Here is a 26231-nt window from a genome sequence, read left to right as displayed (position 1 = left end):
CTAGCAAAGTGTCAAAGAAAGGAATTTGCAGATGGGTACAAAAAGAAAAATTATTTTAATAACAGATGGAGACGAATATGCAAAACGAGCAGTTGAAATGGTGGCAAAAGAAGTGGGAGGCCGCTGCATTTCTACGTCATTTGGAAATCCCTCCACCCATAGTGGACCGGAGATTTTAAATCTCATAAAAAAAGCCAAAAATGATCCCGTATTAGTGATGTTTGATGATAGTGGCTATGTGGGTGAGGGGGCAGGCGAGACAGCTTTGAAATACATAGCAGCACACAAGGATGTGGAAGTGCTTGGGGTAATTGCTGTTGCAAGCAGAACGAGAAGAGAGGAATGGACAAGGATTGATGTGGCAATCGACCAAGATGGCAATCTGACTCCTTACGGTGTAGATAAGCTTGGCATTCCAGAGTATGAGATAGGAAGAATGAGCGGTGATACTGTCTACAGTCTCGATAGTCTCGACTTGCCTTTAGTTGTCGGCATCGGTGATATAGGCAAAATGGGCAAAAGAGATTCCTATGAAAAAGGTGCACCAATAACACGAATTGCAGTGGAATATATTTTAGAAAGAAGTGGATTTTATGAGCAAGGAAACACATGATATGGAGACTATTTTTAGAAGGCTCTGCGATGTAGAAAAGTACATGACCGACAGGGTAGGCTTAGGTGTCAGCTTTGACCTTGGAGTGAGAAAAATCAGTGTTCTCCATCATGAGGTAAATGTGTACTATGTGAACGGACTCGTTGACAGTGCCATCATTTCTCAGCTTTTAGAACAGCTATTATTCTTAAATGATGAAGAACGTGTACATCAATCCGATGACTTTTTTAAAATTATTGAAAACCAGCTTGTGCACCACCAAGTAAAGCCCCTGGAAAAAATGGATGAGCTTGTAGACCAAGTGCTGTCTGGTTTAGTTGTTGCAGTCATGGAAGGCTATGAAAAAGGTATTGCCATCGATGTAAGAAGCTATCCTGGCAGAACTCCGCAGGAACCGGATACGGAAAAGGTTATCCGCGGTTCTCGTGATGGTTTTGTCGAGAATATTATCGTAAATACGGCTATTACAAGAAGACGAATACGTGATGAGCGGCTCCGTTTTGAGATTATGAAGGTCGGAGAACGGTCAAAAACTGATGTGGCAATTGGTTATATTAAAGATATTGCTGATCCAGATCTAGTTGCAATCATTAAAAAGGAGCTAGAGCAAATAAATGTTGATGGCATCTCGATGGCAGACAAGACAATTGAGGAGTTTTTGCTAAAGCAAGGTTACAATCCATATCCTCTAGTCCGCTACACAGAAAGAGCAGATGTCACTGCCAATCATTTGCTAGAAGGCCATGTTGTCATATATGTTGATACATCACCGAGTGTTATTATTACACCTGCTACGTTCTTTCATCATTTGCAGCATGCTGAGGAATATCGACAAGCTCCAATGGTCGGCACATTTGTGCGCTGGGTTCGCTTTTTAGGTGTTCTCGCTTCCTTGTTTTTCTTGCCATTGTGGTTTCTTGTTACACTTGAGCCGTCTTTGCTGCCGGAAAACCTGGCCTTTATCGGACCGACAGAGCGTACCCACTTGCCGATTATTGTTCAGTTATTTATTGCTGACTTCGGTTTAGAATTCTTAAGGATTGCAGCCATTCATACACCGACACCGCTGTCGACCGCTATGGGCTTAATTGCGGCCGTTATGATTGGGCAAATCGCCATTGATGTTGGTTTGTTTGTACCAGAAGTTATTCTTTATGTGTCAGTGGCAGCAATCGGCAATTTTGCGACTCCAAGTTATGAATTAGGGATTGCCAATAAGCTCGTACGCTTTGTTCTCTTAATATTAGTCGCTATATTCCATACTCCAGGTTTTGTTGTCGGCTGTACTTTGTATGTTCTGTTTTTAGCAAGCTTGCGCACATTGAATGTTCCATATCTATGGCCTTTCATTCCGTTTTATCCAAAGGCGCTACTTAATATTCTTATCAGAAGAACAGTTCCTGGTAGTAAATTAAGACCGAGCCATGCACATGCTCAAGACCGTAATAAATAGAAATATCCAATAAAAAGAGGATTGAGAAATGGGTTTATTTATGATACATTTGTTTAATCAAGTAGGCTGTTAAATAATTGGACATAAAAAGGCAGGCAGTTCGAAAGGGGAACTGTCTGCTTGTTTCTTATTTTTCTTCATCTTAGCCTTTCATATCAATCTTAGGGAGAATCGAGGGGGATATATGCATTATTATGGAACTTCCAGTGTGAACGAAGCTGGCCATTTGGAAATTGGCGGTGTTGACACAGTGAGAATAGTCGAAGAATTCGGAACACCAGTATATGTATATGATGTTGCACTTATCAGAGAACGAGCAAGAGGATTTAAGGATACATTCGCTAAACGGGGTATTCCGGCACAGGTTGCTTATGCAAGCAAAGCATTTTCAACGATTGCAATGGTACAGCTTGCCAATGAGGAAGGGCTGTCCCTTGACGTAGTATCCGGCGGTGAGCTTTATACGGCAATTACAGCTGGTTTCCCGATGGAAAGAATCCATTTCCACGGCAATAACAAAAGCAGAGAAGAACTGCTGATGGCAATTGAGCATAAAATCGGCTGTATTGTAGTTGACAACTTTTATGAGCTTACCTTATTGCAGGAGCTGTGTGAACAGAACCACAGCAAGATGCCGATTCTGCTTCGCGTAACACCTGGGATTGAAGCACATACACATGACTATATCCTTACAGGACAAGAGGATTCTAAATTTGGCTTTGGACTGCAAAATGGACAAGCAGAGGAAGCGATCCTTAAAGCGATGGAAGCTGAAAATCTTGAGCTGTTAGGGCTGCATTGTCATATCGGCTCTCAAATTTTTGAGACAACAGGCTTTGTGCTTGCTGCAAAAAAGATTATTGGTCAGCTTTATAAATGGAAACAGGCTTTCGGCTTTGAATCTAAAGTTTTAAACCTTGGCGGGGGCTTCGGTATCAGATATACAAACGAAGACCAACCGATCCAGCCTTCAGAATATGTGGAAGAGATTATTACTGAAGTGGAGAAAAATATGAATCAATTTGGCATGAGCATGCCGGAAATTTGGATTGAGCCAGGCAGATCACTAGTTGGGGATGCAGGCACAACTCTATATAAGATTGGTTCGAGAAAAGAAGTTCCAGAAGTGCGCCAATACTTAGCGATTGATGGAGGAATGACAGATAACATCCGTCCGGCATTGTATGATGCGAAATATGAGGCTGTTTTGGCAAATAAACCTTTGGTTGAAGCAGAAGAAACGGTGTCCATCGCTGGTAAATGCTGTGAATCAGGAGATATGCTAATTTGGGATCTACCACTGCCCAAAGCAGGAGAACAAGATATTTTAGCAGTGTTCTGCACAGGTGCATATGGTTATTCTATGGCTAATAACTATAACCGAATTCCAAGACCTCCAGTCGTTTTTGTGGAAAACAAGGAAGCGGTTCTTGTTGTAAAAAGAGAGACGTATGAGGACATAGTTCGTCTGGATTTACCTTTGAAAGAGAAGGCGTCTGTAAATAAATAAGAAAAAGGAAGTGCATTTGCACTTCCTTTTTTTCTATTAAGAGAAGAATGATTTTATCGCATCAACGAGACTTGCAAAAAATTCTTTTACTTTTGCAAGAAAACCTTGACCTTCTTCACTTTCAATAAATGCATTAAATTTATCTTTTGCATCTTGCAGCTGATCTCCAACCTGATTCCAGTTGATATCCAGCTCTTTAAGCTTATTGAAGAAATCCATCAATGTTTGCTTTTGAGTATCGCTTAACGAAATATTAAGCTCGCTTGCTGCATCATTGATGATTTTTTCCAGTTCAGCATCTGTCGACGGTTTATTTTCCGCGATTTTTTCTTTGATTTTTGCCATTAGTGCAGATGCTTTATCTGTTCCTATTTCTTCACCGAGGTTAGCGGTCTGCACCATCTCTTCATTGGCAGCCTGTTTAACATCCTCTGGAATTTCTGTATCTGTTGATACTTCATATGCTTTAATAAGACCTGTAAGTGCTGCTGTCCCCGAAACCTCAATTGGAGCTGTAACATAAATGTCAGCATCCTTTACACCTGCAGTTATTAACGCATTAATATACATTTCATCTGTTACCCAGTTTATATTTTTAGTTGTCACTTCTATTCCGCTTCCTGCATCATTGATGGTAATAGCGGAGGAAGAGATGGCTCTTGTGCCAATCAATGCCTTGGAAATATAGCTTCCTAGATATTGATGTTCTTCTTTATTAGAGACTGTAATGATTTGTGCATCATCAGGCGCTTTCATTTCCGTCAGAAGCAGTTTCTTCTGCTCTTCTGTCAAGTTTTCACCTAAAGTGATAATCATATCCCCTGGCGCTGCATCTGCTAATGCGTGCAATGGCAGCAGGAGCAAAAGTGAAAAGACAAGCACAGCCCATTTTTTTCTAATCATCTGTGTTTCCTCCTAAATATGTTCTATGCATATAGACGTACAGGCAAATCAAAAAGTTTCCTTCTACCCACAAATTGTGTAAAGGACGGGATTTGCACTTGCTATTATAATCGATAATAAGGCTAATAAAAATAGTAGCTGAATGAATTGTTTTAGCATACTATTATAATGAGAAGATGATATATGGATTACTTGCAAACAGTAGGGATTTTGACGCAGTTACTGTAATGATGCTTTCTTCTTATAATATTTTCATTGAAGATTAATCATAATTTATGTATGATAGTATTTATAACAGGTTTCGCCAAAGTCAGATAATTTATGCTCTTATGGCGGATTTTAATACTAGTGCCGGTTTCTTCATATTTAAAATAGAATATTGTTTGGAAACAATCCATTATGGGAAAACTTACAGGTAAATATGCTTTAATAATAATGAGGGATACAAATGATTATTCGTTATAAAAAATCTTTTGAGAAAATTGCGATGGGCCTGCTTTCTTTTATGCCTGCCGAAAAGGATTTAAAAGTGCTACAGCAAACGATAAAGCAATACGAAGCTAACGAGAATTGGCAGCTTTTTTTATGGAAGGAAGAAGAGGATATTATCGGGCTTATAGGAATCAGCTTTGAAGATGCGGACAGAATCAGCATCCAGCATATATCCGTAAACCCTTCGTACAGACATCAAGGTGTCGGTAAATCGATGGTGCAAGCAATTAAGTCATTATATACCAACAAAAAAATCGAAGCGAACGAATTGACTGTAGGCTTTCTTTCTAAATGCATGAATATGGAGGAAAATCTTAATTCGTAATAAAAATAAATCCCTGACCGGATTCCTTACAGGTAAGCGGTCAGGGATTTTTTGCTACCTATTTCTTCCTGCGTTCCTTACGCTCTGCAATGGCAGCATTTCTTTCTAAGATGACCTCGCTTCTATCTCGTGTCAGATGACGATGAACAATTGCTTCAGCAGGTATTAAACTTGATTTCCACTCCATTCCATGCGATAGACACCATTTCACGCATTGCTCTTCTAAAAAAGCATCGTTAATAGGCAGGACTAACGGTTTAAAGGGAAGCTGGTTATTGATATTATGCAATCTTTCTTCCAATCTCGCCAGCAATATATGCTCATCCAGTCCATAGTCTGACCATATCCAGTTTCCATGCTTAAACATGATAATGGCTTTTTCTAATGTTTTGCGTGCGCCAGTGAAATTTCCGCGACGATGGTGATAACATGATACTGCCATTAAAATAAAGCTGACCCAAATCGATTCTTTATTGCCTGGATCAACCTCTTTCCAATATTCCTCTAATATTTCATGGCACTCAAAGAAATCTTGATCTCCATGAAAATGTGCCAAATACTCAATATATTCATCTGGATACACCACTATTTTCTCCTTCCCGACAAAAAGTATCTTTTGCTATTATACTTCCTTTACAAGCAGATAGAAAAGTCAGTTACCCTATATGCTTTTGAAGATGGTATAATTTATTATTGGATAACTTTATGGAATCATCTATACTTATACTAGCATAAGGAATATGGATGTTATTTTATTAGGATTTTGGTGAGATATAATGCAATATAATGTGAAGATTGACAGTTTTGAAGGTCCTTTGGACTTGCTGCTGCATTTAATAAATAAATTAGAAATTGATATATATGATATAAATGTCGCGGAAATAACGGAACAATACTTAGAATATATCCATGCAATGTCAGAGCTGCAGCTTGATATTGCAAGTGAATTTTTAGTGATGGCAGCGACACTTCTCGCAATTAAAAGCAAGATGCTGCTTCCTAAATACGATGAAGAGCTTCTTGATGATGACCTTATGTATGAGCCGGAAGAAGATTCAAGAGAAGACTTAATCGAAAGACTGGTAGAATATCGTAAATTTAAAGAAGCAGCGGATGATCTTAAGGAGATGGAGCAGGAGAGAGGGTTGATTTTCACGAAGCCTCCGAGCGATTTATCTGACTTTACCCAAGATGCAGATCAAAATGCTAAAAGCGATTTGGACGTGTCTTTATACGATATGCTGGCTGCGTTCCAAAAGCTGATGCGCAGGAAAAAGCTGCAGGCGCCCCTATCGACAAAAATAACAAGACAGGAAATTCCAATCGAGAGCAGGATGGAGGAAATTCTTGTTTTCATTAAAAGCAGAAGAAGAACTCATTTTGAAGAGCTTTTTCCTGTCCATGATAAAACCCATATAGTTGTGACCTTTCTTGCTCTGTTGGAGCTAATGAAGCGCCAGGCGTTATTTGTGGAACAAGAGCATAACTTTGCAGATATATTTGTGGTTGGAAAGGAAGAGGAAAGATTTTGATGGTTACAAATTGGAAAGGTATTATTGAAAGTTTATTATTCGCAGCTGGAGATGAAGGCTTGACACTTAAGCAGCTGGCCCATGTCCTGAATGTGGAGCAATTCGAGGCGGAGCAGGTAACAAGAGAGCTGATGGAGGATTATCGTAAAGATGAAAATAGAGGTATTTCCATTGTGGAAATAGCCGGGACCTTTCAGCTTGCCACGAAAAAAGAGCATTCAGTCTATTTAAAAAAGCTTGTTGAATCCCCGCATGCTTCTACATTATCACAGGCTGCACTTGAAACCCTTGCCATTATTGCTTACAGGCAGCCGATTACAAGAGCAGAAATTGAAGAAATCCGCGGTGTGAAAACAGAAAGGCCCCTTCATACCCTTTCTGCAAAAGCGCTAATAAAAGAGGTCGGCAGAGCAGAAGGTGCAGGCAGGGCAATCTTATACGGAACGACAAAGGAATTTTTAGATCATTTTGGTTTAAAGGACTTAAAGGAACTTCCTGAATTAGCAGAAAAAGAGGAAGATTATAAGCAGGAAGAGGCAGATTTGTTCTTCGAATCATTCCAGCAATTGGATGACTAAAACAAAAAGAGGCAGGATGAAAGCAACGCATTCATCCTGCTTCTTTTTTTCGGTTATTTAAACATGTTCCCCCCATTCTGCACATATTCTGTAAAGAATGACTTTAGATAGAAAAGGGGTTATCTGAGATCAATGAGCAGCTACAATGAATATGTAAAAGATGTGTTAGTCTGGAACAGAGAATTGAAGGACTTTTTAGAAACAGAGAATGTCCAAAGAAGCGCAGAAATTTGGAAAAGCCTTGATAAGTTTACATCTTTAATGGAAACGGTCCAACGCAAACCGATTGATACAGAGGAACTGATTAAAATCCAGCATAAAGCGGAAGAGCTTCAGGACGAAATGGAAGGTTACTTTAAGCAGAGACAGCAGGTTGGAACGATATTCATCAATGAACCATCAGTAAAGGCAGGAGGCCACAAGCTGCCGCCGCTGCCGTATGCTTATAATGCATTGGAGCCCTATATAGAGGAAGAAATTATGAGGCTTCACCATACAAAACATCATCAATCCTATGTGGATGGACTAAATAAAGCAGAAACAATGCTGGCACAAGCAAGAAAAGATCGAAAGTTTGACCTTGTGAAGCATTGGTCGAGAGAGCTAGCCTTCCACGGATCTGGTCATTATTTGCATACGATCTTTTGGAATAATATGAGTCCAAACGGCGGAGGAGAGCCTAAAGGGATGCTTCTTGAGTCAATAAAGGATTATTTCGGCAGCTTTGACGCTTTTAAGCAGCACTTTACAGAAGCAGCCAAGGCAGTGGAAGGGGTAGGCTGGGCAATCCTAGTCTGGTCACCTCGGGCGCGCCATTTGGAAATTCTCCAATCAGAAAGGCATATGCTGTTGACTCAATGGGATACAATTCCCTTGTTGGCATTGGATGTTTGGGAGCATGCCTATTACTTACAGTACAAAAATAACCGTGCTGATTATATCAGTAATTGGTGGAAAATCGTTAACTGGAAAGATGTTGAAGAGAGGTTTGCGAAGGCAAGTGATTTGAAATGGAGGCCGTTTTAATTTTTTATTGAGCATGCAGGCGAACAGCAATGGTTCGTCTGTTTTTTTGATTTTAAAAAGAGAGCCTAAGTCTAAAGTTTTTACCAATTTGTCATAAGCCCGCTTGTCCTGCATAAATATGTACAAACCATATAAGGAGACGAGGTAGTGTTATATGAAACCATATAAGATATTACTCCTATCTTGCATCACGGCATTTCTGTTGCTGACTATCCCGCAAAATGCCAATGCGCAAATATATGTCAGTGCTAGCAGCGCCATTTTGATGGAGCAGGAATCAGGACGAGTCATTTATGAAAAGGATGCACATACCCAAAGAAGGATTGCCAGCATAACAAAAATTATGACAGCCATTCTTGCGATTGAGTCGGGAAAAATGAATGATATGGTGAAAATTAGCGAGAATGCAGTTAGATCTGAGGGATCTTCGATTTACTTGAAGGCCGGCGAAAAAATCTCTCTAGAAGATTTGGTGTACGGGCTGATGCTTCGATCTGGGAATGATGCAGCTACTGCTATTGCGGAGCATGTCGGCGGAAGTTTGGACGGATTTGTTTACTTAATGAATCAAAAAGCACAAGAGCTGGGCATGAAGGACACACATTTCGCTAATCCTCATGGGCTGGATGATCATGAGGATCATTATTCATCTGCCTATGACATGGCGTTACTAACAAAGTATGCGATGGATAATGAGCAATACAAAAAAATAGCAGGAACAAAAAATTACCGTTCAGAAAATCCTGATGGAGAATGGGACCGGGTTTGGAAGAACAAAAACAAGCTGCTGACTGGTCTTTATGAGTACACCACAGGCGGAAAAACAGGTTATACAAAAAGAGCGAAAAGAACCCTTGTCTCCACAGCGGAAAAAGATGGAGTCGAGCTGATTGCAGTCACTTTAAACGATCCTGATGATTGGGATGATCATATAAACATGTATGAGACTGCATTTAAGAATTATCAAATGGCATTAGTGCTGGAAAAAGGCAAAGTTAAGACAAAGGACTCCTTCTATAAAAACAAGCTGTATATTAAAGAGGATTTAGTGTATCCGATTACGGAAGCGGAGAAGGATGAGTTAAAAATCCAATTTAAGCTTTCAAAAGTCCAAGCAGATTGGAAAAAGAAGGAGCAGAGTGTTCCTGACATAGTCGGCAATGCAGAGATCTATTTAGAAGGCAAGCTGGTAGAAACTGCTCCCGTTTATTTTGAACATGCAAAAGTAAAAGAAAAGAAGAGCTTCTTTGACCATTTTAAAAGTATGTTTCTGGCAGTTATGGGAGTAGATAAGGATGGTTAATATCATTTGGGTGCTCCTGACTGTGATTGGAATAGTTTTTGCCATCTTTAATGGGACTATCGATGAAGTCAACAAGGCAATCTTTTCAGGTGCAAAAGAAGCAGTTACGATATGTATCGGATTAATCAGTGTGCTAGTCTTTTGGCTTGGCATGATGAAGATTGCGGAACAAGCAGGACTCTTGAAAAAACTTACAAATCTGTTCAGACCCTTAGTATCCAAGCTGTTTCCAGAGGTGCCGAAGGACCATCCGGCCATGGGATATATTCTTTCCAACATGATGGCCAATATCTTCGGTTTGGGAAATGCTGCGACTCCCCTTGGAATAAAAGCAATGGAGGAGCTGAAGCGGTTAAACGGAGGCAAGACGAGTGCAAGCAACAGTATGATAACCTTTTTGGCATTAAATACCTCCAGCATAACGCTTATTCCAACAACGGTTATCGCCATTCGCATCAACTACGATTCAGCTTCACCGACTGATATAGTTGGACCGACCTTAATTGCGACGATTTTCTCCGCAATTAGCGGGATTTTAATTGATCGATATTTTTACTATCGAAGAATGAGAAAAGGATGAATTCATAATGGAAATTATTTCACTGTTGTCAGTTTGGATGATTCCTTCTTTAATTTGCTTTATTCTCGTTTATGGAACATACAAGCGTGTACCAACATATGAAAGTTTTGTAGAAGGAGGGAAAGAGGGCATTTCAATGGCCTTTTCCATTATCCCTTTTTTAGTGGGCATGCTTGTGGCAATCTCGGTATTCCGTGCATCAGGGGCATTGGAATATTTTATGGGATTTCTAAAGCCGGCATTAGACTTTTTTGGAGTGCCATCAGAGGTTGCTCCGCTTGCGTTTATTCGCCCTATTTCTGGCAATGCAGCACTTGGTATGACAAGTGACCTGATTGCCACCTATGGTCCGGACTCCTATATCGGCCGGCTTGCGGCTACTATTCAAGGCAGTACTGATACGACCTTTTATGTGCTAACTGTGTATTTTGGCGCTGTCGGCATCAAAAAGATGGGTGATGCACTTAAAGTAGGGCTGCTTGCAGACCTTGTCGGGTTTGTAGCAGCGATTGTTGTTGTGACATTAATGTTTGGTAAGTGATGCTCCGATTCGTTCGGAGTTTTTTTTTATTTCAGTGTTTTTACAGACTTTCCTTTGAAAATGGGCAAACTTATGTCATAATTCAAAAGATGACAAAAAATATGGCTGTTTGAAAAGTAAGCTATTGCTGTTGATGAATTTAATGAGGTGAAACATAAATGGAAAGACTGCAAAAGGTAATTGCCCATGCTGGGATTGCATCGAGAAGGAAAGCAGAAGAATTAATTCTGGATGGAAGAGTTACTGTTAACGGTAAAGTCGTAAAAGAATTAGGTGTAAAAGTTGGACCTTCTGACAAGGTTGAAGTGAACGGTGTTCCGATTGAAAGGGAGGAGCCTGTATACTTCTTGCTGTACAAGCCTCGCGGCGTGATTTCGAGTGTGAATGATGATAAAGGCAGAAAAGTCGTAACAGATTTCTTTTCTGAAGTAATATCATCAAGAATCTATCCGGTCGGACGTCTTGATTATGACACATCTGGACTTATCTTGCTCACAAATGATGGAGAATTCGCCAACTTGATGATGCACCCTAAAGGGGAAATAGAGAAGGTATATGTCGCAAAGATTAAAGGCATTCCGATGCGAGAGAAAATCAAGCTGCTGGAAAAAGGCGTTATGCTTGAAGACGGTAAGACAGCACCAGCAAAAGCTAAGGTTCTGTCTGTGGATAAGAAAAAAGGAACGTCTATCGTTGAGTTGAAAATTCATGAAGGCAAAAACCGCCAAGTCCGCAGAATGTTCGAAGCGATTGGCACACCTGTGTTAAAGCTGAAAAGGGAACGATACTCCTTTTTGAATTTGAATGGCTTGAGCCCTGGTGATGCACGTGAATTAACAGCACATGAAGTAAAACTTCTTCGCACGGAAGCGAATAAGAAAAAATAAGCTTGTTAAAAATTCATAAAACGTTCACAGAACAAGGTGCATGATTACAATATCTGCAACATTAAAATGCTATAATGATTATAAGTTTTTTACGGAAATCCCATTGATATTTAACAAGTCTTTGGGATTTTATTGTTTATAAGATGGGCAAAAAAGGAAACATGCAAAAAAGTGTTTAGCGTGCTTCCATTATTATCATAGAAGCGTTGTAAGGAGGATTACCAAATGGAGAAGGAAATAAAAATTCTTGTCGTGGATGATGAGGACAGAATCAGAAGGCTGCTGAAAATGTATTTAGAACGAGAGGACTTTCTTGTTGAGGAAGCATCAGACGGGCAAACCGCTTTAAATAAAGCTCTTTCCAGCGATTATGATATTATTTTGCTCGATTTGATGATGCCAGGCAAGGACGGAATGGAAGTTTGCAAGGAGCTGAGGGAGAAAAAGGCGACACCTGTTATTATGCTTACTGCCAAAGGAGAAGAAATTAACAGGGTGCAAGGATTTGAAGCAGGTACAGATGATTATATTGTTAAGCCCTTCAGTCCGCGGGAAGTGGTGTTGAGAGTCAAAGCTTTATTAAGAAGATCTGCTCCAGCTGGATTTGTACAAAGTGAAAGCAGTGCAAAGGACTTAATTGTGTTTCCTTACTTAACAATTGACAATGATGCGCACCGTGTTCTTGCAAATGGCAGAGAAGTCAGTCTCACGCCAAAGGAATATGAATTGCTGTTATTTCTTGCTAAATCACCAGACAAAGTATATGACAGGGAGCTGCTGCTGAGAGAAGTGTGGCATTATGACTTTTTTGGCGATTTACGCACAGTCGATACACATGTTAAACGTTTGAGAGAAAAACTGAATAAAGTATCAGAGGACGCTGCTCGGATGATTGTTACAGTTTGGGGAGTAGGCTACAAGTTCGAGGTCAGCAATGGATGATGTTTTGGAGAAGTGTTGTATTTAAGCTTTGGAGTACCTTTTTACTGCTGATTTCAGTCGTATTGATTATATTGACTGTTATGCTCCTTGAGTATTTTGAGCAGTATCATATGGAGTTGACAAAAAAAGAGCTGACAAGCAATGCTGCCAAGGCGTCAAGCATTCTTGAGCAACATCCGGATATTGGCATGGATATCGTGTGGGAGCTGGTGGATGAATCTGCCGCTGCGGCGATTGAATTAGATGGTAAGACTTCGATATCTCCGGACAGTGAATTTACGCAGGATTCAATGGAAACGGCCCTATCAAGCAAACAGCTTAAACAAGTGAACGTTAACGGCAAGGAGACTATGCAAACAATTAAACTTGCAAGCGAAGGAACAAATGAGAATGTTGAAGTGACAGCAAGCGGTGTTCCTATACTTCAGGGAGATAAACCGATTGGTGCAGTCTATGTTTTTCAAAATCTGTCTGTTCTTAATGATACAAAAAACTCAACAACGAAGTTTATTGTGTTAGCTGCTGTTGTCGCCATTATTTTAACAACAATATTTGCTTTCTTTTTGCTTACTAGAATTACAGCCCCTCTCCGCAAGATGAGAGAGGCTGCAATGGAGCTGGCAAGAGGGAATTTCGAGACTACTGTTCCAATATGGTCTCAAGATGAAATAGGGGAGCTGTCTGTAGCATTTAATCAAATGGCAAAACGGCTGAACTTTAACATAAATGCCTTAAGCCAAGAAAAAGAACAGCTCGGTAATATACTGAGCGGCATGGCAGACGGGGTGCTTACGTTTAATAAAAACGGAAGTTTGCTTATAACAAATCCTCCGGCAGAAAGATTTCTGCAATATTGGCATTATGAACAAGGCAGCAGTGAGCCGCTGCAAGAGCAAGTGCCTGCAGAAGTGAAAGAACTGTTTCAGCTTGCCATCGGCACGGGAGAAGAGCAAATTGCCGAGATGAAGCTTTCGCATAGAGCGTGGGTGATTATTGTAAGTCCCCTCTATAATAGGGAACAGATAAGAGGAGCTATTGCAGTTATTAGGGATATGACCGAAGAGCGGAAGCTGGACAAGCTGCGCAACGATTTTATTGCTAACGTATCTCACGAATTGCGCACACCGATCAGTATGCTGCAAGGCTATAGTGAAGCCATTGTAGATAATATTGCACAATCTGAGGAAGAAAAGCAGGAAATGGCCAAAATCATTTATGACGAATCTCTTCGCATGGGCCGCCTTGTCAATGAGCTCCTTGATTTAGCAAGGATGGAAGCGGGACATCTTGAGCTATTCCTAGATGAAGTGGAAATGACTTCCTTCTTTCATCGGGTTGCACGGAAGTTTAATGCAATCGCAAAAGAAAAAAATATTGAAATAACGATGGATATCCAAGAGGATATGACGCCATTTGTGATGGATGTTGATAAAATGGAGCAGGTGGTCACAAATATTATCGACAATTGCATCAGGCATACGAAAGACAATGGTACTGTGAAAATCAATGCAAAATCAGATAATGTCGGCATTTACTTGGAAATAGAAGATAACGGTGCCGGGATTAAAGAAGAGGATTTGCCATATATTTTTGAGCGCTTTTACAAGGCGGATAAGGCAAGGACGAGAGGCAGCGCGGGCACAGGACTGGGGCTTGCCATTGCCAAAAATATCGTGGAGGCTCATAATGGCCATATATCTGTCACAAGCAAGTATGGTCATGGAACGACATTTTTTATCTTTTTGCCCCGAAATGTTGAATAAATTTAGAGATGTTGCCGATTCTTCTTGATTCACAAGAAACAATTTAACATAATAGAACATAAGGAAGGATTATTCCTTCCTTTTTGTTTTGCTTAAAAATACGATTAATCTTAATAATTACATAAAAAATTATTGTAGAAGAAAAAAATCCGTAACTATTGTGGAAAACAATACGACTAATTTTATAAACGGGGAGGAGAAACTGATGGACTCCGTTTTTGATGAACTATATAAAAAATATCATCATGACGTTTTTCAATTTCTATTTTATATGGTCAGCCATAAAGAGACGGCAGAAGATTTAGTGCAGGAAGTATATATTCGCGTATTGAAATCCTATGACCGTTTCGAAGGGAAAAGTGCAGAAAAAACGTGGCTGTTCAGTATTGCACGGAATGTAGCGATCGACCATTTTCGTAAAAATAAAAACTGGAAGGACAGAATCATGGAGAAGTTTGATTGGTCTAAACAGCAAATCAAAGCTGATGATTCTCTGCCAGAGGAAGTGGCTATACTATCTGAAGAAGTGCAATATTTATATCAAGCATTAAAGGTATGTACAGTGGACCAAAAGATGGTCATTATTCTTCGCTATATTCAGGAACGGTCCATTGCAGAGACGGCAGAAACACTCGGCTGGACAGAAAGTAAGGTAAAGACAACACAGCACCGCGCTTTAAAAGCACTAAAAAAACATATGGAGGAATGGACGAGAGAGGAGGAATACAATGGAAAAAAACAATTGGAGCGATGAGCAGCTAAAAAGCCTGTTGAGGCAATTCCCGGCCATTAAGGATGAACGGGACCCAAAGAGCATTTATCAAAATATTGCGGCCGGCAAGTCTAAACAACGGATTCGCCGTCCTTGGCTCATGCCAGCAGTCGCTTCTGTATTTGCTTTCATGCTTCTTATTGTTATAGGAGAAAGCTTCTTTCGGTCAAATTACGGCAATTATAATTTAAGTGATTCATCTTCATCCGAAAACAGCAAATATATAGCAATTAATGAAGACAGCCAAAGCACAGAAAACTCATCTTCGTTCCAAATGAAAGAGCAGTCAGGAGAAGTCGAGAATCGACAGGCAGATGTTGAATTACAAACAACAGCTTTGTATGCAGAAGAAGTAGGAGACAAAGAGCTGCTCACATACCCTATTCCTGATAAGAATCTGCAGGTGGCAGTGCCTGTCAGCATTCTTGTTGAAAATCCGGACAGCTTATCTAAATTTGACCTGTATAAAAAATACATGTCTGCCATTGAGGAAACAAGCTGGGGCCTTGATAACTATTACCCATTTGATGGGACAGTCAGTTATGACATGAGCAATAAGACAGTTATTATTGACTTCGCAGATGATGTCACATCCCTTGGAGCAATCGGTTCAGATGACTTCTTAAACTCTATTGTTTATCAGCAGCTGGAAAGTGTCGGTGCCGATAAAATGGAATTCAGGAGAAAGGGTCAAAAGGGAGTATTAGTTGGTGACAGAGATTTGACGGAGATATATTATCAGCAGCTTGAAAACAGAGGGTACTATCTCTTAACAGATTCAGTCGAGGCTGAAAATGCCCTGTATGTTCCTTGGGAGACACCGTATCATGATATTGAGACCGCACTTATCAATATGCAAAAGGATATGCCGGAATATGGTCTGTCTGCATCAATCCCTGACAATATCCGTTTCGAGAAGATAGTTCCAAATATAGAAACAAGTGAATTGGAGCTGTATTTAACAAAAGACAGCGTCCTACATGCGGATAAAGCTACACTTAGAGCTATAGAATCGATCTTGCTGACCGCTAAGGATTTCCAATTTAAAACAGTGAGATTTGAAAACGCTGGGATTAATCAAATTGGAAGATTTGTATTTACTGATGAAATCCCAGTTCCTGTAGCGGCAAATAAACGAGAAATGAATTAAAAAAGTTCCAGCTTAGCTGGAGCTTTTTTTAGTTGTTTTTGTTAGACGGTGAAAAAGAATGCATGAATTAAGAGAACATATCCCATACTAACATTTGTTTCATAGCTTTTAGGAGACTAGGCAAATGCTCTTATGCTAATGGTTGTCACTTTCATCTAGGTGGACTGATCAGTTCTATAACGAAACATGTACTCATATGGTGAAAGAGGAACTTTTCAATTTTCTTTTTTCTCTCAACAAATATTTGTTGCAGGTTATTTTCGTGTTAGGAAAAAAAGGAGGATACAATGGGAGACTATATCAGACGGCTGCTCATAGCTGCAATAATGCTTCTGTTTGTCAGCTTGTTATTTTTAGGAGGCAAGCATTCAGAAGCTAAATCACCTTCACTGTCTGAACGCACCAAAGGGTGGACTTGGCCGAGTGAAGGCATGATTTCAGATACATTTAATACAAGACATGGAGATCATAAAGGAATTGATATTGCAGGTGACCTTGGAGCTGCTGTATTTGCTGTAGACAGCGGCAATGTCACAAAGTCTTATTATTCCCAATCCTACGGGAATGTAATTTTTATTAAGCATACTAATGGCTTAGAAACCGTTTATGCCCATTTAAATGAACGAGTAGTGAAGGAAGGACAAAAGGTTGAAATGGGCGACCTCATTGGGAAGATGGGCAATACTGGCCATTCCTCTGGCGTCCACCTGCATTTTGAGATTCACGAAAAAGAATGGACGGTAACAAAGGAAAATGCGATAAACCCGATATTGGCATTAGGAGAGGCAGAAGTGGGACAGACAGTCGAAGCAGCAGCGAAACCAGCGAGACAGGAAGCTGCTGAAGCAAAAAGCAAACCTGTAAAAAAAGAAGTAACCACGAAAGAAAATAAAAAGGAAAAGGCAAAAGCCGAAAAACAGGCAGAGGTAAAACCAGAAACTTTGGAAATAACGGTAGAAGAGCCGGTAGGCTATAACCCAACTCTTGGGCAAGTTCCATATAAAAAAGCAATCTATTACATAAAAGAAAACGAAATAAGCGCAATATTAGGTGAACAACCTGCCTTGCTTCCCCCTGAAAGCATGAGTCTGCTTCAATTTAAGCAATTAAAGGAGCAGGAAGATAAAAATAGCGGCATCACACCTAATGTGAACATCTATTATGAATAATGTATTCCTTAAAGGTTTGACTTACATAAAAGTAGTATCACTAAGTGAGAATGGGCAATAAACAAAGTTCCCAGTATGTTTCTTTCTTTGTGAGTTGCCCCAGTTCGAAAATCTCCTTTTAATTCCGATAAAACTTCCCGCTTTTATTATAAGCAATGTTCTTCCCATAACAGCCAATCTTATGTATAATATAAATTAGTAAAAAAATAAAATATTGATCTATCTTCGGGGCAGGGTGTAATTCCCGACCGGCGGTGAGGAGTATTGCTCTAAGTCCGCGAGCCTATTCGTTAGGCTGATTTGGTGAAAATCCAAAACCGACAGTAAAGTCTGGATGGGAGAAGATGGAGGTTCTGCAATCGTTCGAAAAAATTATTAGTTAGAACGTTTGTTAAGTATGCCTTTAAACACTCCCTCAAGCTCATGTTAGCTTGAGGTTTTTATTTGGCGTGCCTTAACAAAATTGCTGAATCTCTCTTCTTAGGCAGATGGATCCTAAAAGGAGAGAGTAAGAAATGAATAAAAAGAAAATGAATGTAAGGAAATTTGTCTTGATTGGAATGATGAGCAGCATGGCTTTTGTGCTTATGTTTATCAAGTTCCCGCTTCCAACGTTTCCTCCATTTTTGACATTGGATTTCAGTGATTTGCCAGCATTGGTAACAGCGTTAATTCTTGGTCCAGTTGCAGGTATATTGGTAGAGTTGATAAAAAACCTTCTGGATTATATTGTCCATAACAGTGAGATTGGAATACCTGTAGGAAATTTAGCAAACTTCATTGCTGGAGTTGCATTTATCCTGCCTGCCTATTTCATCTACAATAAATTGAAATCAAAATTGGGAATGGTGCTCGGCCTTATCTCAAGTGCCTTTGTGATGAGTATAGCCCTTAGCTTCTTCAATTATTTTGTACTATTGCCAGTTTATATTAAGTTTATCGGATGGGACCCAATGACATCTGCCGAAATGCGTGCATATGTAATTTCCTTAATCCTGCCGTTTAACCTTATTAAAGGCGCTATCGTTTCAGCCTTGTTCCTGCTTGTTTTTACGAAAATGAAAGGCTGGATCACAAAGCAAGCTCAATATCGTAAGGTAGCATAATAATAAAAAAAGCAAAAAGAGAAAAACTCTTTTTGCTTTTTTTATTATTCGAATTTTAATGCGTCGCCTTCAAACGGCTCATCTGCCACTTTAATGGAATCTGTTGGGCAGCCTTCAAATGCATCAAGCATATCGTCAAGCAATACTTCTGGAACTTCTACAGTTCCTTCGTTATCGTCAAGCATTACAAATGCCAAGCCTTCATCATCATAATCATAGATATCAGGAGCTGCAGCTCCACATGCACCGCAAGCAATACATGTATCTTTATCAACAATCGTATATTTTGCCATGAGTCGTAAAAACCTCCAGTATTCTTTTGTTAAGTAATATGCATTTATAAATAATGATACATCTTTACTATCCATCCTTTATTGTAAAACTGAATGTATAACTTTTCAATAAAAAAGACTAATATAAAGGAATAAACCTCGCATTAATGATTCAAGTTTAGCTCCAAGTACAGTTTTCGTGGTAAAATATAAAGCAAGAAAGTACATAATTCGACATGAACCATTATTTTAAGGAGTTTTCGTATATGACCTTTATTGAGGTAATCGTGTTATATTGTTTACAAAGAATAAAGGGAGAAAGAACTATCTACTCTGTCCTTCATATCCTAAACGGCAAAAAATCAGCGCAAACGATACAGGATATCCATATTTTTGAACTTATGCCTTTTTTTCAAACATACCCGAATTTATCAAGAGCAGAGTTCGACAGGATTATTTCTGCTTTAAAAGAGCAGAAATGGACTGCTGAAGGAAAAACATTTCAGCATTATGACATCAATCCGAAACAAGAAGATGAGTTTGCGCGTTTACTTATAGAATACCCTATTCCTACCCATTTAAATGGCTGGAAATATCACCGAATTGCTGTAGGATTTTGGGAGCGGCTGGCACTTTCTGTTCAAGTTGCCTCCCATCTTTCCAAAGGCGATAATCGCTATATGCCAATTCAGCGAAATATCGTAGTACAGGCGTGGATGAAGCAAGCATTGCAGAATTATGCTGGCGACAGACAATTACTGAATGAACAGCTTTACCAAGAATTGGCTGATTGCCTCGATGATGAAGCAGTGTTACCTGAATACCTTGTGTGCAGGTTAACAGGGTCAGAGCATATTGGGCTAACTCCAGAGCAAGCGGCAGCTAGTTTTGGGATAGACAGAAGTTATTATGAGCTTTACTTTCTGTCATTGCTTCACTTTATGCTGAAGAAAATTCTCAATGCTAAAGAAAAATTCCCATTTTTAAGACAAATGGTGATGGATGATAATACTGCATATATTTTGACTAATTCAACCAAAGCGACATATGAATATATTCAAAAAGGCTTAAGCCTTGACGAAATAAGTACAATGCGACGTTTGAAGATGAGTACAATTGAAGATCATATCGCAGAACTCGTATTGAATATCCCTGATTTTTCGATTGAAGAATATGTTAGTCCCGACAAAATAGCTAAAATAAAAAAAATCGCAGAAGTTACTGCTTCCAAGTCGTTGAAGCAAATCAAACAACAGCTTCCTGAAGTGTCATATTTTGAAATAAGAATCGTTCTTGCGAAGTTAGGGGGAGGCATAAATTGAATTTAGAAAAAAACCTAATGAAATTATTTTCGCTGCCCTCTTTCCGCCCAGGACAAAAGGAAGCAATCTCAGCATTAATGGAGAATCGTCATACATTGGCAATGCTGCCGACTGGAACAGGGAAATCATTGGTGTATCAGCTGCCTGGGAAACTTCTGAAAGGGACGGTCATCATCATTTCGCCATTACTGTCACTCATGCAAGATCAAGTCGAACAAATGAAAATGAATGGCGAAAAAAGTGCTGTTGCCATTAATTCCTTTTTAAGCTGGCAAGAGCGAAATGACGTAATTAAAAATATACGCAAGTATAAATTCGTGTTTATTTCCCCAGAAATGATTGGAACACCCTATATATTGAATGTTTTGAAAAAACTGGAAATTGGTTTATTTGTTGTCGATGAAGCTCATTGTATTTCCCAATGGGGCTATGATTTCAGACCAGAGTACCAAAATTTAGGGATAGTGCGCAAGGAGTTGGGAAATCCATTAACATTGGCACTTACAGCAACAGCCACTCCCGCCATCCGAAAAGATATTATATCATCATTAGCTCTAGAATTTGTTGAACAAGTCATTTACAGTGTCGACAGACCCAATATTGCCTTAACAGCAGAAATTTTATCGAGTGGGATAGAAAAAAGGAAAAGGCTTGAAGAACTGACAAACACACTGCAAGGACCTGGCATCATTTATTTTTCAAGCAAAAAGCTGGCAGAGCAAACTGCTGCAGAACTTAAGCAAAACTCGGGTAAAAGAATAAATGCCTATCATGGCGGCATGTCCCAAGAGGATCGCATCTTGATTCAGCAACAGTTCTTGAATGGCCAGCTTGATATCGTTTGTGCAACAAGTGCATTCGGCATGGGAGTTAATAAGGAGAACATCCGTTATGTTATTCATTATCATTTCCCAACACAAGTAGAGTCTTTTTTACAGGAAATCGGCAGGGCTGGCAGAGACCGTCAAAACAGTATTTCCATCCTCTTATATGTGCCAGGTGACGAAACGCTTGCTTATCAGCTCACGGAAATGGAGCTGCCGAATGAGCTGCAGTTAAATCAACTGCGAAGGTCTCTGCTTCCATATACTACATATGAAGATTGGGCTGAAAAAGAGCTGGCTTGGATAATGGAGCAATTCACTGAAACTCAATGGCGAGTGCTAACTGCCTATGTTCAGCCAGAAGGAAAAACCTGCAAGCAAATAGAAGCAAAGCTTAACCATTTTAGTGAATTTTGCAAGAACAGGCTTGCTGTTAAAAAACAAAGCATACACGATATGCTTGCATGGGTATTATTAAAGCAATGCCGCAGATCCTATTTGACGAGCTATTTCCAGGAAAAAGAAGCACAAATTAATTCCGTATGCTGTGATAATTGCGGTTTGAATATGGAGAGGTTTTATGCGGGTCAGCCTATTAATGATAAGGCAGAGCTTGTTGGTGATGGCTGGAAAAGACAGCTTGCTTTTATTCTAAATAAGAGAAGAGAAAAAGCCGATGAATAAACAAAAATATTCCCAGCTGTTAAATACTTTGTCTGATAAAGAGCTTATAAAGCACTTATATATAACACAATTTATATTATTAATTATTTCTGCAGGCTTAGGTATATTCGTATTCCAGATAGAGGATCTATTTACTTCTTTAAGCCTCTTTAATTGGAACCATATTTTAATCGGCTTTGCCTTAGGTGCGGCGGTTGTTGGCCTCGATATGATATTTATGAGATATCTACCTGAAAAGTATCATGATGACGGCGGACTAAACAAACGAATATTTCAAAATATGCATCCAGCTCATATCGCCATAATCGCTGCTGTGATTAGTATCAGTGAAGAAATATTGTTTCGCGGTATCCTTCAAACAAATTTAGGATTATTGGCAGCAAGCATTATCTTTGCAGTCATCCACTACCGATATTTATTTAATTGGTTTTTATTTGTAAACATCATCTTTATAAGTCTTTTAATTGGGTTTTTATATATGTGGACAGGAAGTTTACTGGCGACCATTATCATGCATTTTACAATCGACTTTTTCCTTGGTTTGCTGATTAGATATAAGATTTTTGACTAATATTATTACGTTTGAAATATGTTTAGGGGGAAGGGATGTTCATGACAAGAGAAGATCCTTACAGAGTTCAAGCAGAACGGCAGAAAAAACGGCTTTCTCGGTTGGAAGAAAGTGAAAAGCCAGCTCAACCGATTCCAAGCAGAGTAACAGAAGAACTGCCGTCGCGCAGAGCTGTTCATCATAAAAAGAAAAAAAAGAAAAAGAAAAACCAAAAGTATACAGGCATGACGATTCTTGCTATTTCTTTTATTGCCCTGCCTGTACTATTGCTCGGCATACATGAAATGATAAACCGCTATTCAGTTGACACAGTGCTTCCAGTGAACAGCTCTTCCAATCAATTCGAGCAGATAGGTGTTGAACAAAAGGGCAGTAGTTCTGCAACTGGTAATGTAACAGTAGAAAAAGAAGACAGTGAAGCAGAAGAAAAGCCTGATGAAACCGCAAAAGAACAAGCATCCAGCGCTGAGCAGGAAGAAAAAGAAGTAGCCAAGCAGAAAGAAACAGCACAACAGAAAGAAGAGGCTGCAAAGAAACAAGAAACAGCACAACAGAAAGAAGAGGCTGCAAAGAAACAAGAAACAGCAGCAGAACAGGAAAAAACCACAGCAGACAGCCAAGCGGAAAAGGCAGCTGCTTCTGAGGTGGAAAAGCAGGAACCGGTTGAAAAAACAGAAACAGAAAATGCAGAAGCAGCCTCCCAACAATCGGTTATCTATCATACTGTAGCAGCTAATGAAACACTATACAGAATAGCGATGAAATATTATAACTCTAAAACTGGAATAGAGATCATTAAGCAAGCAAACCAGCTTACAAGTGATAATGTACTGGCTGGGCAAGTATTAAAAATTCCACAATAACCGCTAAATAAATGATTCTAACTTGTCCTTTCCTTTCATATAGTGAAAGGGAAGGAGGATTGGCATATGGAATCGTCGATATTAAATCTTGACAGCAATACAGATGAAACGACAAAGGAAATGCTGCAAAAGCTAGTGGAGAAAAAACGTAAATTTGACATGATAAAAACAAGGCATTTATTTGTTATGTGGCTGACAATTATTTTTGGATTTTTTTACGCTTACTGGCTGTATAAACATATTGCCGTTCCGTTCTCCCATTCCTTTGCCATCATGTTTTCTATTTTTATCGCTAAAACATTTAATCTCTATGCACTGGCCATGATTGTTGGTTCCTTCGGATTTATGAATGTTCTTAAACAAAAAAAGGATAAAGCAGAGAAGGAATATCATGAGCTCCGTTGTGAGATTATCGATAAAGCTAAAGATCTTTGGAAGAAGGAAGAAGAGTGGAAGGGCCGTCACCATGTTTTTTATATGATGAAACAGGAGTATGACATTAATCTTTTCCATGAAACAAAGTAGAGAAAGAGACTAAAATACTGTACTTTAGTCTCTTTTTGCATATTCTAAAATACTTTCTTTCGATCTCTGTCTTCTTTAATAAGTTCAACCGCTTCTCTAAACCGCTGGGAATGAATAATTTCTCTTTCCCGCAAAAACCGCAGGCTATCATTTAAGTCAGGATCATCACTCATGTTAATAATCCATTGATAGGTCGCCCGCGCCTTTTCCTCAGCAGCAATATCCTCATATAAATCCGCAATCGGGTCACCTTTAGCCTGGATATATGTAGCAGTCCACGGATTACCTGCAGCATCATGATAAAATAACGCTTTTTCATGTGTGACATAATGCGCATCGAGGCCGGCAGCTTTTAGTTGGTCTGGAGTTGCATCTTTAGTTAATTTATAGATCATTGTTGCAATCATTTCTAAATGAGCAAATTCCTCTGTGCCGATATCTGTTAAAAGGCCAATCACTTTATCAGGTATCGTATAACGCTGATTTAAATAGCGCAGTGCTGCAGCCAGTTCCCCGTCTGCGCCGCCGTATTGCTCTATCAGAAATTTAGCCAGCATGGGATTACAGGTGCTGACCTTAACAGGATACTGCAATTTCTTTTCATAAAGCCACATATCAATGCCCCCTCAATCATTTATACTTGCCAAGGCCATGGCCCTGTGTCCCAATCCCATGGACTGCCTGAATAGCTGTTTCCGAATTGCAGAAGTGGACCATACCTGCTTTCATATAGCTGTTTAAACTTTTCTCTTTCTTTAACATAATGATTAAATTGATTGATTGCATCTTGATCATTCGGATGTGTATCAAGATAAAGTGTTAATTCGACCAGTACGAAGTCAACAGCTTGCAGCTGTTCAAGAAGCTGATAATATTCTGCAGGTAGCTGTTTCATCATGCATCACCTTCTCTTTTTTCATAAGGACTATAATAAGGGTCATAAAAAGCTTTCCATAATGTTCCTGCTTTGAGTGCTTCCATTGGTGAAAATTGCGGCAAATGGGGCGGCTGAAAGCCCATATATAAATTGGGCGGGGTGGAATATACTTTTGTTTTCAATGGCGGGCAAGGATCATTAGGGCTTATATAAGGGTGGTATTTTTTATAAAACTGACTCATAACAAAAAGCCCTCCTTTATTTTCATATCTTTACAATAATATGAATGATTTGCAAAATCATTCTAATGTTTTTTGACCGAAGAAGTAACTTGATGCGGATTGCTAATAGTACTTGGTTTTTGATTAATGGGCATGACTTTGATGATATAGTTGAAGGACTTGAAGATTAAGGTGCATAGCTAGTACAAGATATTAGAAAATACAGAAGGGCTAATATTATGGATAAAAAAATTGTAAATAAAACGATAAGAAATGCTATAAAGATTGGTGATATTAATGAAGTAAAGCATTTAATAGATGATAATCCAGAATCTTTACACTTAATGACACCATTTGGTACCTGGTTACATGTTGCAGCAAAGAAAGGACATTTTGAAATAGTAGAGTATCTAGTTCAAAAAGGAATCGATGTTAATACAAAAGGTGGTATCTTTGATGCTTCTTCATTAAATTTGGCAGCAGGAGCTGGGCATTTGAAAATAGTGAAGTATTTAATAGAGCATGGTGCAGAAATAGATGTGAGCTTGGCAAACAGAAATCCGTTATTTGGAGCAATTTATGGCGGGCATAAAGAGGTAGCTGAGTTTCTAGTTGAAAAGGGAATAGATATCTCAATTAGATATACAGGAGAGAATATTAAGAATATGGATGCATATGAATATGCTAGACAATTTGGGCAAACAGAAATCGCTAAATATTTAAAGCAGAAGATAAATGAAATAGAATAAATGAAAAACTCTCCGCTACTGGAGAGTTTTTCATTTCCATTAGTGAAGCGATGGGTTTTTACAATGTAAGATAGACTAGACATGATTAAAATCTGCTTGCGTTTTTGGAAGTGAAATTCTCATGACCTCTATACTATTATGATAAAAGGATGCTGATAATACCATTTTCAGAGATTAGAGTAAAAGTCCTGCAGAAAATTATTCTTTTACTTGTTATATTTGTATTGAGAATTTTATTTCTCTGCCAGACTCAATGGGAAACGCTTTAATTAATATTGACTTTCTAAGGAGGATTTATAATGTCTAAAGAATTAGGAAGGGAGAAAGAAAAGCATTCTTTCCAAAAAGGCAATCGCGATTGCTTTAGTATCACCCATTGTTATTACACATGCTGCTGTAATACCTACAAAAGCAGCTGAAACTAATTCTAGCATTTCATCTATCAGTAATTATTCGAACGAGAATGTAGTTGTGCTAAACACAAATGGAGAGCTAGAGGTGGCAGGGGATAGAAGAGGCAGAGGGGGATAATTTCTATTATAAGCAAGCAGCTGAGTCAGATTCTGCTTTTGAACAGTTAGACAGTGAATGGATAAGAGAATATTCCTATTATTTAACAGCGGGTGTTCTAGGGGTTAAACAAGCTTTGTACGTTATCAAGATTTAGATGGTAAGGAA

The 26231-nt window shown here is 39.1% G+C and carries 30 protein-coding genes and 1 riboswitch; of the genes, 23 read left to right on the top strand and 7 right to left on the bottom strand.

The genetic code is table 11. The features are described 5' to 3' along the window. Positions 1-31: 31 nt before the first annotated feature. The 3 genes from MKX82_RS12930 to lysA all read left to right on the top strand — a co-directional run bounded on the left by MKX82_RS12930 (position 32) and on the right by lysA (position 3576). Entirely contained in the window at positions 32-613 is a 582-nt protein-coding gene (locus MKX82_RS12930) for a stage V sporulation protein AE (RefSeq protein ID WP_233313295.1), read from the top strand. Then, positions 594-2066, top strand: a complete 1473-nt coding sequence (locus tag MKX82_RS12925; RefSeq protein ID WP_341077642.1) for a spore germination protein — start codon at positions 594-596, stop codon at positions 2064-2066. Before MKX82_RS12930 ends, MKX82_RS12925 begins: the two co-directional genes overlap by 20 nt. 184 nt (positions 2067-2250) lie before the next feature. Beyond that, entirely contained in the window at positions 2251-3576 is a 1326-nt protein-coding gene (gene lysA / locus MKX82_RS12920; RefSeq protein ID WP_341077639.1) for a diaminopimelate decarboxylase, read from the top strand. Positions 3577-3612: 36 nt separating this feature from the next. On the opposite strand, the gene MKX82_RS12915 is transcribed toward lysA, so the two are convergent. Continuing rightward, positions 3613-4479, bottom strand: a complete 867-nt coding sequence (locus tag MKX82_RS12915) for a DUF1002 domain-containing protein (protein WP_233313305.1) — start codon at positions 4477-4479, stop codon at positions 3613-3615. Positions 4480-4927: 448 nt separating this feature from the next. Between MKX82_RS12915 and MKX82_RS12910 the strand changes: the two genes are divergently transcribed. Further along, entirely contained in the window at positions 4928-5296 is a 369-nt protein-coding gene (locus MKX82_RS12910; protein WP_233313307.1) for a GNAT family N-acetyltransferase, read from the top strand. Positions 5297-5354: 58 nt separating this feature from the next. Here MKX82_RS12910 and MKX82_RS12905 read toward each other — a convergent pair whose 3' ends face one another. Further along, positions 5355-5879, bottom strand: coding sequence for a DUF309 domain-containing protein (locus MKX82_RS12905; protein ID WP_233313309.1), 525 nt, complete (start codon positions 5877-5879; stop codon positions 5355-5357). Between the two features lie 193 nt (positions 5880-6072). Between MKX82_RS12905 and MKX82_RS12900 the strand changes: the two genes are divergently transcribed. The 13 genes from MKX82_RS12900 (at position 6073) to MKX82_RS12840 (ending at position 18645) form a co-directional block, all read left to right on the top strand. Then, a complete protein-coding gene (locus tag MKX82_RS12900) occupies positions 6073-6828 on the top strand; it encodes a segregation/condensation protein A (protein WP_233313310.1) in 756 nt (251 codons plus the stop codon). Further along, complete coding sequence (gene scpB / locus MKX82_RS12895; RefSeq protein WP_282581398.1) at positions 6825-7406, top strand: SMC-Scp complex subunit ScpB; 582 nt, start codon at positions 6825-6827, stop codon at positions 7404-7406. Before MKX82_RS12900 ends, scpB begins: the two co-directional genes overlap by 4 nt. Before the next feature lie 132 nt (positions 7407-7538). Beyond that, on the top strand, positions 7539-8432 hold the full coding sequence (locus MKX82_RS12890; protein WP_341077635.1) for a superoxide dismutase: 894 nt from the start codon (positions 7539-7541) through the stop codon (positions 8430-8432). A 154-nt stretch (positions 8433-8586) separates the two neighbouring features. Next, positions 8587-9735, top strand: coding sequence for a D-alanyl-D-alanine carboxypeptidase family protein (locus MKX82_RS12885; RefSeq protein WP_233313313.1), 1149 nt, complete (start codon positions 8587-8589; stop codon positions 9733-9735). After that, a complete protein-coding gene (locus MKX82_RS12880; protein WP_233313314.1) occupies positions 9728-10315 on the top strand; it encodes a nucleoside recognition domain-containing protein in 588 nt (195 codons plus the stop codon). The genes MKX82_RS12885 and MKX82_RS12880 overlap by 8 nt, the downstream gene beginning before the upstream one ends. Before the next feature lie 7 nt (positions 10316-10322). Continuing rightward, positions 10323-10856: a spore maturation protein gene (locus MKX82_RS12875; protein ID WP_233313315.1), complete on the top strand. Its 534-nt coding sequence runs from the start codon at positions 10323-10325 to the stop codon at positions 10854-10856. Positions 10857-11014: 158 nt separating this feature from the next. Beyond that, positions 11015-11743 carry a pseudouridine synthase gene (locus tag MKX82_RS12870; protein ID WP_237941672.1) on the top strand — a complete coding sequence of 243 codons (729 nt, stop codon included), beginning with the start codon at positions 11015-11017 and terminating at the stop codon, positions 11741-11743. 225 nt (positions 11744-11968) lie between these two features. Continuing rightward, a complete protein-coding gene (locus tag MKX82_RS12865) occupies positions 11969-12685 on the top strand; it encodes a response regulator transcription factor (protein ID WP_233313317.1) in 717 nt (238 codons plus the stop codon). Further along, positions 12682-14448 carry an ATP-binding protein gene (locus tag MKX82_RS12860; protein ID WP_237941671.1) on the top strand — a complete coding sequence of 589 codons (1767 nt, stop codon included), beginning with the start codon at positions 12682-12684 and terminating at the stop codon, positions 14446-14448. The genes MKX82_RS12865 and MKX82_RS12860 overlap by 4 nt, the downstream gene beginning before the upstream one ends. Positions 14449-14632: 184 nt before the next feature. After that, positions 14633-15202 (top strand): RNA polymerase sigma factor SigX, encoded by a 570-nt coding sequence (sigX, locus tag MKX82_RS12855; protein ID WP_325169552.1) that lies wholly within the window; start codon positions 14633-14635, stop codon positions 15200-15202. Then, positions 15177-16370: a hypothetical protein gene (locus MKX82_RS12850; protein ID WP_341077628.1), complete on the top strand. Its 1194-nt coding sequence runs from the start codon at positions 15177-15179 to the stop codon at positions 16368-16370. The genes sigX and MKX82_RS12850 overlap by 26 nt, the downstream gene beginning before the upstream one ends. A 287-nt stretch (positions 16371-16657) precedes the next feature. Continuing rightward, positions 16658-17539, top strand: coding sequence for a M23 family metallopeptidase (locus MKX82_RS12845; RefSeq protein ID WP_233313321.1), 882 nt, complete (start codon positions 16658-16660; stop codon positions 17537-17539). Positions 17540-17756: 217 nt separating this feature from the next. Then, positions 17757-17889, top strand: a riboswitch (FMN riboswitch). Between the two features lie 165 nt (positions 17890-18054). Beyond that, on the top strand, positions 18055-18645 hold the full coding sequence (locus tag MKX82_RS12840) for an ECF transporter S component (RefSeq protein WP_341077624.1): 591 nt from the start codon (positions 18055-18057) through the stop codon (positions 18643-18645). Between the two features lie 44 nt (positions 18646-18689). On the opposite strand, the gene MKX82_RS12835 is transcribed toward MKX82_RS12840, so the two are convergent. After that, positions 18690-18938 (bottom strand): ferredoxin, encoded by a 249-nt coding sequence (locus MKX82_RS12835; protein WP_233313323.1) that lies wholly within the window; start codon positions 18936-18938, stop codon positions 18690-18692. A 245-nt stretch (positions 18939-19183) separates the two neighbouring features. Between MKX82_RS12835 and MKX82_RS12830 the strand changes: the two genes are divergently transcribed. The 5 genes from MKX82_RS12830 (at position 19184) to MKX82_RS12810 (ending at position 23706) form a co-directional block, all read left to right on the top strand. Then, positions 19184-20239, top strand: coding sequence for a helix-turn-helix domain-containing protein (locus MKX82_RS12830; protein WP_341077621.1), 1056 nt, complete (start codon positions 19184-19186; stop codon positions 20237-20239). After that, positions 20236-21747, top strand: coding sequence for a RecQ family ATP-dependent DNA helicase (locus MKX82_RS12825; protein ID WP_341077618.1), 1512 nt, complete (start codon positions 20236-20238; stop codon positions 21745-21747). Before MKX82_RS12830 ends, MKX82_RS12825 begins: the two co-directional genes overlap by 4 nt. Continuing rightward, positions 21740-22318, top strand: a complete 579-nt coding sequence (locus MKX82_RS12820; RefSeq protein ID WP_341077615.1) for a CPBP family intramembrane glutamic endopeptidase — start codon at positions 21740-21742, stop codon at positions 22316-22318. The genes MKX82_RS12825 and MKX82_RS12820 overlap by 8 nt, the downstream gene beginning before the upstream one ends. 41 nt (positions 22319-22359) lie before the next feature. Next, positions 22360-23181: a LysM peptidoglycan-binding domain-containing protein gene (locus MKX82_RS12815; protein ID WP_341077613.1), complete on the top strand. Its 822-nt coding sequence runs from the start codon at positions 22360-22362 to the stop codon at positions 23179-23181. Between the two features lie 66 nt (positions 23182-23247). Continuing rightward, positions 23248-23706 (top strand): YpbF family protein, encoded by a 459-nt coding sequence (locus MKX82_RS12810; RefSeq protein ID WP_341077612.1) that lies wholly within the window; start codon positions 23248-23250, stop codon positions 23704-23706. A gap of 44 nt (positions 23707-23750) precedes the next feature. Here the strand turns inward: MKX82_RS12810 and MKX82_RS12805 are convergent, their stop codons facing one another. Genes MKX82_RS12805 through MKX82_RS12795 form a run of 3 tightly spaced genes read right to left on the bottom strand, consistent with a single transcriptional unit; the run spans position 23751 to position 24825 of the window. Then, a complete protein-coding gene (locus tag MKX82_RS12805; RefSeq protein WP_341077610.1) occupies positions 23751-24320 on the bottom strand; it encodes a manganese catalase family protein in 570 nt (189 codons plus the stop codon). A 20-nt stretch (positions 24321-24340) separates the two neighbouring features. Beyond that, on the bottom strand, positions 24341-24601 hold the full coding sequence (locus MKX82_RS12800) for a spore coat protein CotJB (protein WP_282581436.1): 261 nt from the start codon (positions 24599-24601) through the stop codon (positions 24341-24343). Further along, positions 24601-24825 carry a spore coat associated protein CotJA gene (locus MKX82_RS12795; protein ID WP_233313330.1) on the bottom strand — a complete coding sequence of 75 codons (225 nt, stop codon included), beginning with the start codon at positions 24823-24825 and terminating at the stop codon, positions 24601-24603. The genes MKX82_RS12800 and MKX82_RS12795 overlap by 1 nt, the downstream gene beginning before the upstream one ends. Positions 24826-25043: 218 nt before the next feature. On the opposite strand from MKX82_RS12795, the gene MKX82_RS12790 reads away from it, so the two are divergent. Next, a complete protein-coding gene (locus tag MKX82_RS12790; RefSeq protein ID WP_341077607.1) occupies positions 25044-25553 on the top strand; it encodes an ankyrin repeat domain-containing protein in 510 nt (169 codons plus the stop codon). 311 nt (positions 25554-25864) lie between these two features. Here the strand turns inward: MKX82_RS12790 and MKX82_RS12785 are convergent, their stop codons facing one another. Then, a complete protein-coding gene (locus MKX82_RS12785; protein ID WP_341077605.1) occupies positions 25865-25987 on the bottom strand; it encodes a hypothetical protein in 123 nt (40 codons plus the stop codon). Between the last annotated feature and the right edge of the window lie 244 nt (positions 25988-26231).

Origin of the sequence: Niallia sp. FSL R7-0271, assembly GCF_038005785.1 — a bacterium.
Lineage (GTDB): Bacteria > Bacillota > Bacilli > Bacillales > Cytobacillaceae > Niallia.
The sequence above is the reverse complement of the archived record's forward strand: the minus strand, read 5'-3'. Positions and strand labels throughout refer to the sequence as shown.

Coding starts and splice junctions, on each gene's coding strand:
- MKX82_RS12930 (WP_233313295.1), top strand. CDS start 32: ATGGGTACAAAAAGAAAAATTATTTTAATAACAGATGGAGACGAATAT.
- MKX82_RS12925 (WP_341077642.1), top strand. CDS start 594: ATGAGCAAGGAAACACATGATATGGAGACTATTTTTAGAAGGCTCTGC.
- lysA (WP_341077639.1), top strand. CDS start 2,251: ATGCATTATTATGGAACTTCCAGTGTGAACGAAGCTGGCCATTTGGAA.
- MKX82_RS12915 (WP_233313305.1), bottom strand. CDS start 4,479: ATGATTAGAAAAAAATGGGCTGTGCTTGTCTTTTCACTTTTGCTCCTG.
- MKX82_RS12910 (WP_233313307.1), top strand. CDS start 4,928: ATGATTATTCGTTATAAAAAATCTTTTGAGAAAATTGCGATGGGCCTG.
- MKX82_RS12900 (WP_233313310.1), top strand. CDS start 6,073: ATGCAATATAATGTGAAGATTGACAGTTTTGAAGGTCCTTTGGACTTG.
- MKX82_RS12890 (WP_341077635.1), top strand. CDS start 7,539: ATGAGCAGCTACAATGAATATGTAAAAGATGTGTTAGTCTGGAACAGA.
- MKX82_RS12885 (WP_233313313.1), top strand. CDS start 8,587: ATGAAACCATATAAGATATTACTCCTATCTTGCATCACGGCATTTCTG.
- MKX82_RS12880 (WP_233313314.1), top strand. CDS start 9,728: ATGGTTAATATCATTTGGGTGCTCCTGACTGTGATTGGAATAGTTTTT.
- MKX82_RS12875 (WP_233313315.1), top strand. CDS start 10,323: ATGGAAATTATTTCACTGTTGTCAGTTTGGATGATTCCTTCTTTAATT.
- MKX82_RS12870 (WP_237941672.1), top strand. CDS start 11,015: ATGGAAAGACTGCAAAAGGTAATTGCCCATGCTGGGATTGCATCGAGA.
- MKX82_RS12865 (WP_233313317.1), top strand. CDS start 11,969: ATGGAGAAGGAAATAAAAATTCTTGTCGTGGATGATGAGGACAGAATC.
- MKX82_RS12860 (WP_237941671.1), top strand. CDS start 12,682: ATGATGTTTTGGAGAAGTGTTGTATTTAAGCTTTGGAGTACCTTTTTA.
- MKX82_RS12850 (WP_341077628.1), top strand. CDS start 15,177: ATGGAAAAAAACAATTGGAGCGATGAGCAGCTAAAAAGCCTGTTGAGG.
- MKX82_RS12845 (WP_233313321.1), top strand. CDS start 16,658: ATGGGAGACTATATCAGACGGCTGCTCATAGCTGCAATAATGCTTCTG.
- MKX82_RS12840 (WP_341077624.1), top strand. CDS start 18,055: ATGAATAAAAAGAAAATGAATGTAAGGAAATTTGTCTTGATTGGAATG.
- MKX82_RS12835 (WP_233313323.1), bottom strand. CDS start 18,938: ATGGCAAAATATACGATTGTTGATAAAGATACATGTATTGCTTGCGGT.
- MKX82_RS12830 (WP_341077621.1), top strand. CDS start 19,184: ATGACCTTTATTGAGGTAATCGTGTTATATTGTTTACAAAGAATAAAG.
- MKX82_RS12820 (WP_341077615.1), top strand. CDS start 21,740: ATGAATAAACAAAAATATTCCCAGCTGTTAAATACTTTGTCTGATAAA.
- MKX82_RS12815 (WP_341077613.1), top strand. CDS start 22,360: ATGACAAGAGAAGATCCTTACAGAGTTCAAGCAGAACGGCAGAAAAAA.
- MKX82_RS12810 (WP_341077612.1), top strand. CDS start 23,248: ATGGAATCGTCGATATTAAATCTTGACAGCAATACAGATGAAACGACA.
- MKX82_RS12805 (WP_341077610.1), bottom strand. CDS start 24,320: ATGTGGCTTTATGAAAAGAAATTGCAGTATCCTGTTAAGGTCAGCACC.
- MKX82_RS12800 (WP_282581436.1), bottom strand. CDS start 24,601: ATGAAACAGCTACCTGCAGAATATTATCAGCTTCTTGAACAGCTGCAA.
- MKX82_RS12795 (WP_233313330.1), bottom strand. CDS start 24,825: ATGAGTCAGTTTTATAAAAAATACCACCCTTATATAAGCCCTAATGAT.
- MKX82_RS12790 (WP_341077607.1), top strand. CDS start 25,044: ATGGATAAAAAAATTGTAAATAAAACGATAAGAAATGCTATAAAGATT.
- MKX82_RS12785 (WP_341077605.1), bottom strand. CDS start 25,987: ATGCTAGAATTAGTTTCAGCTGCTTTTGTAGGTATTACAGCAGCATGT.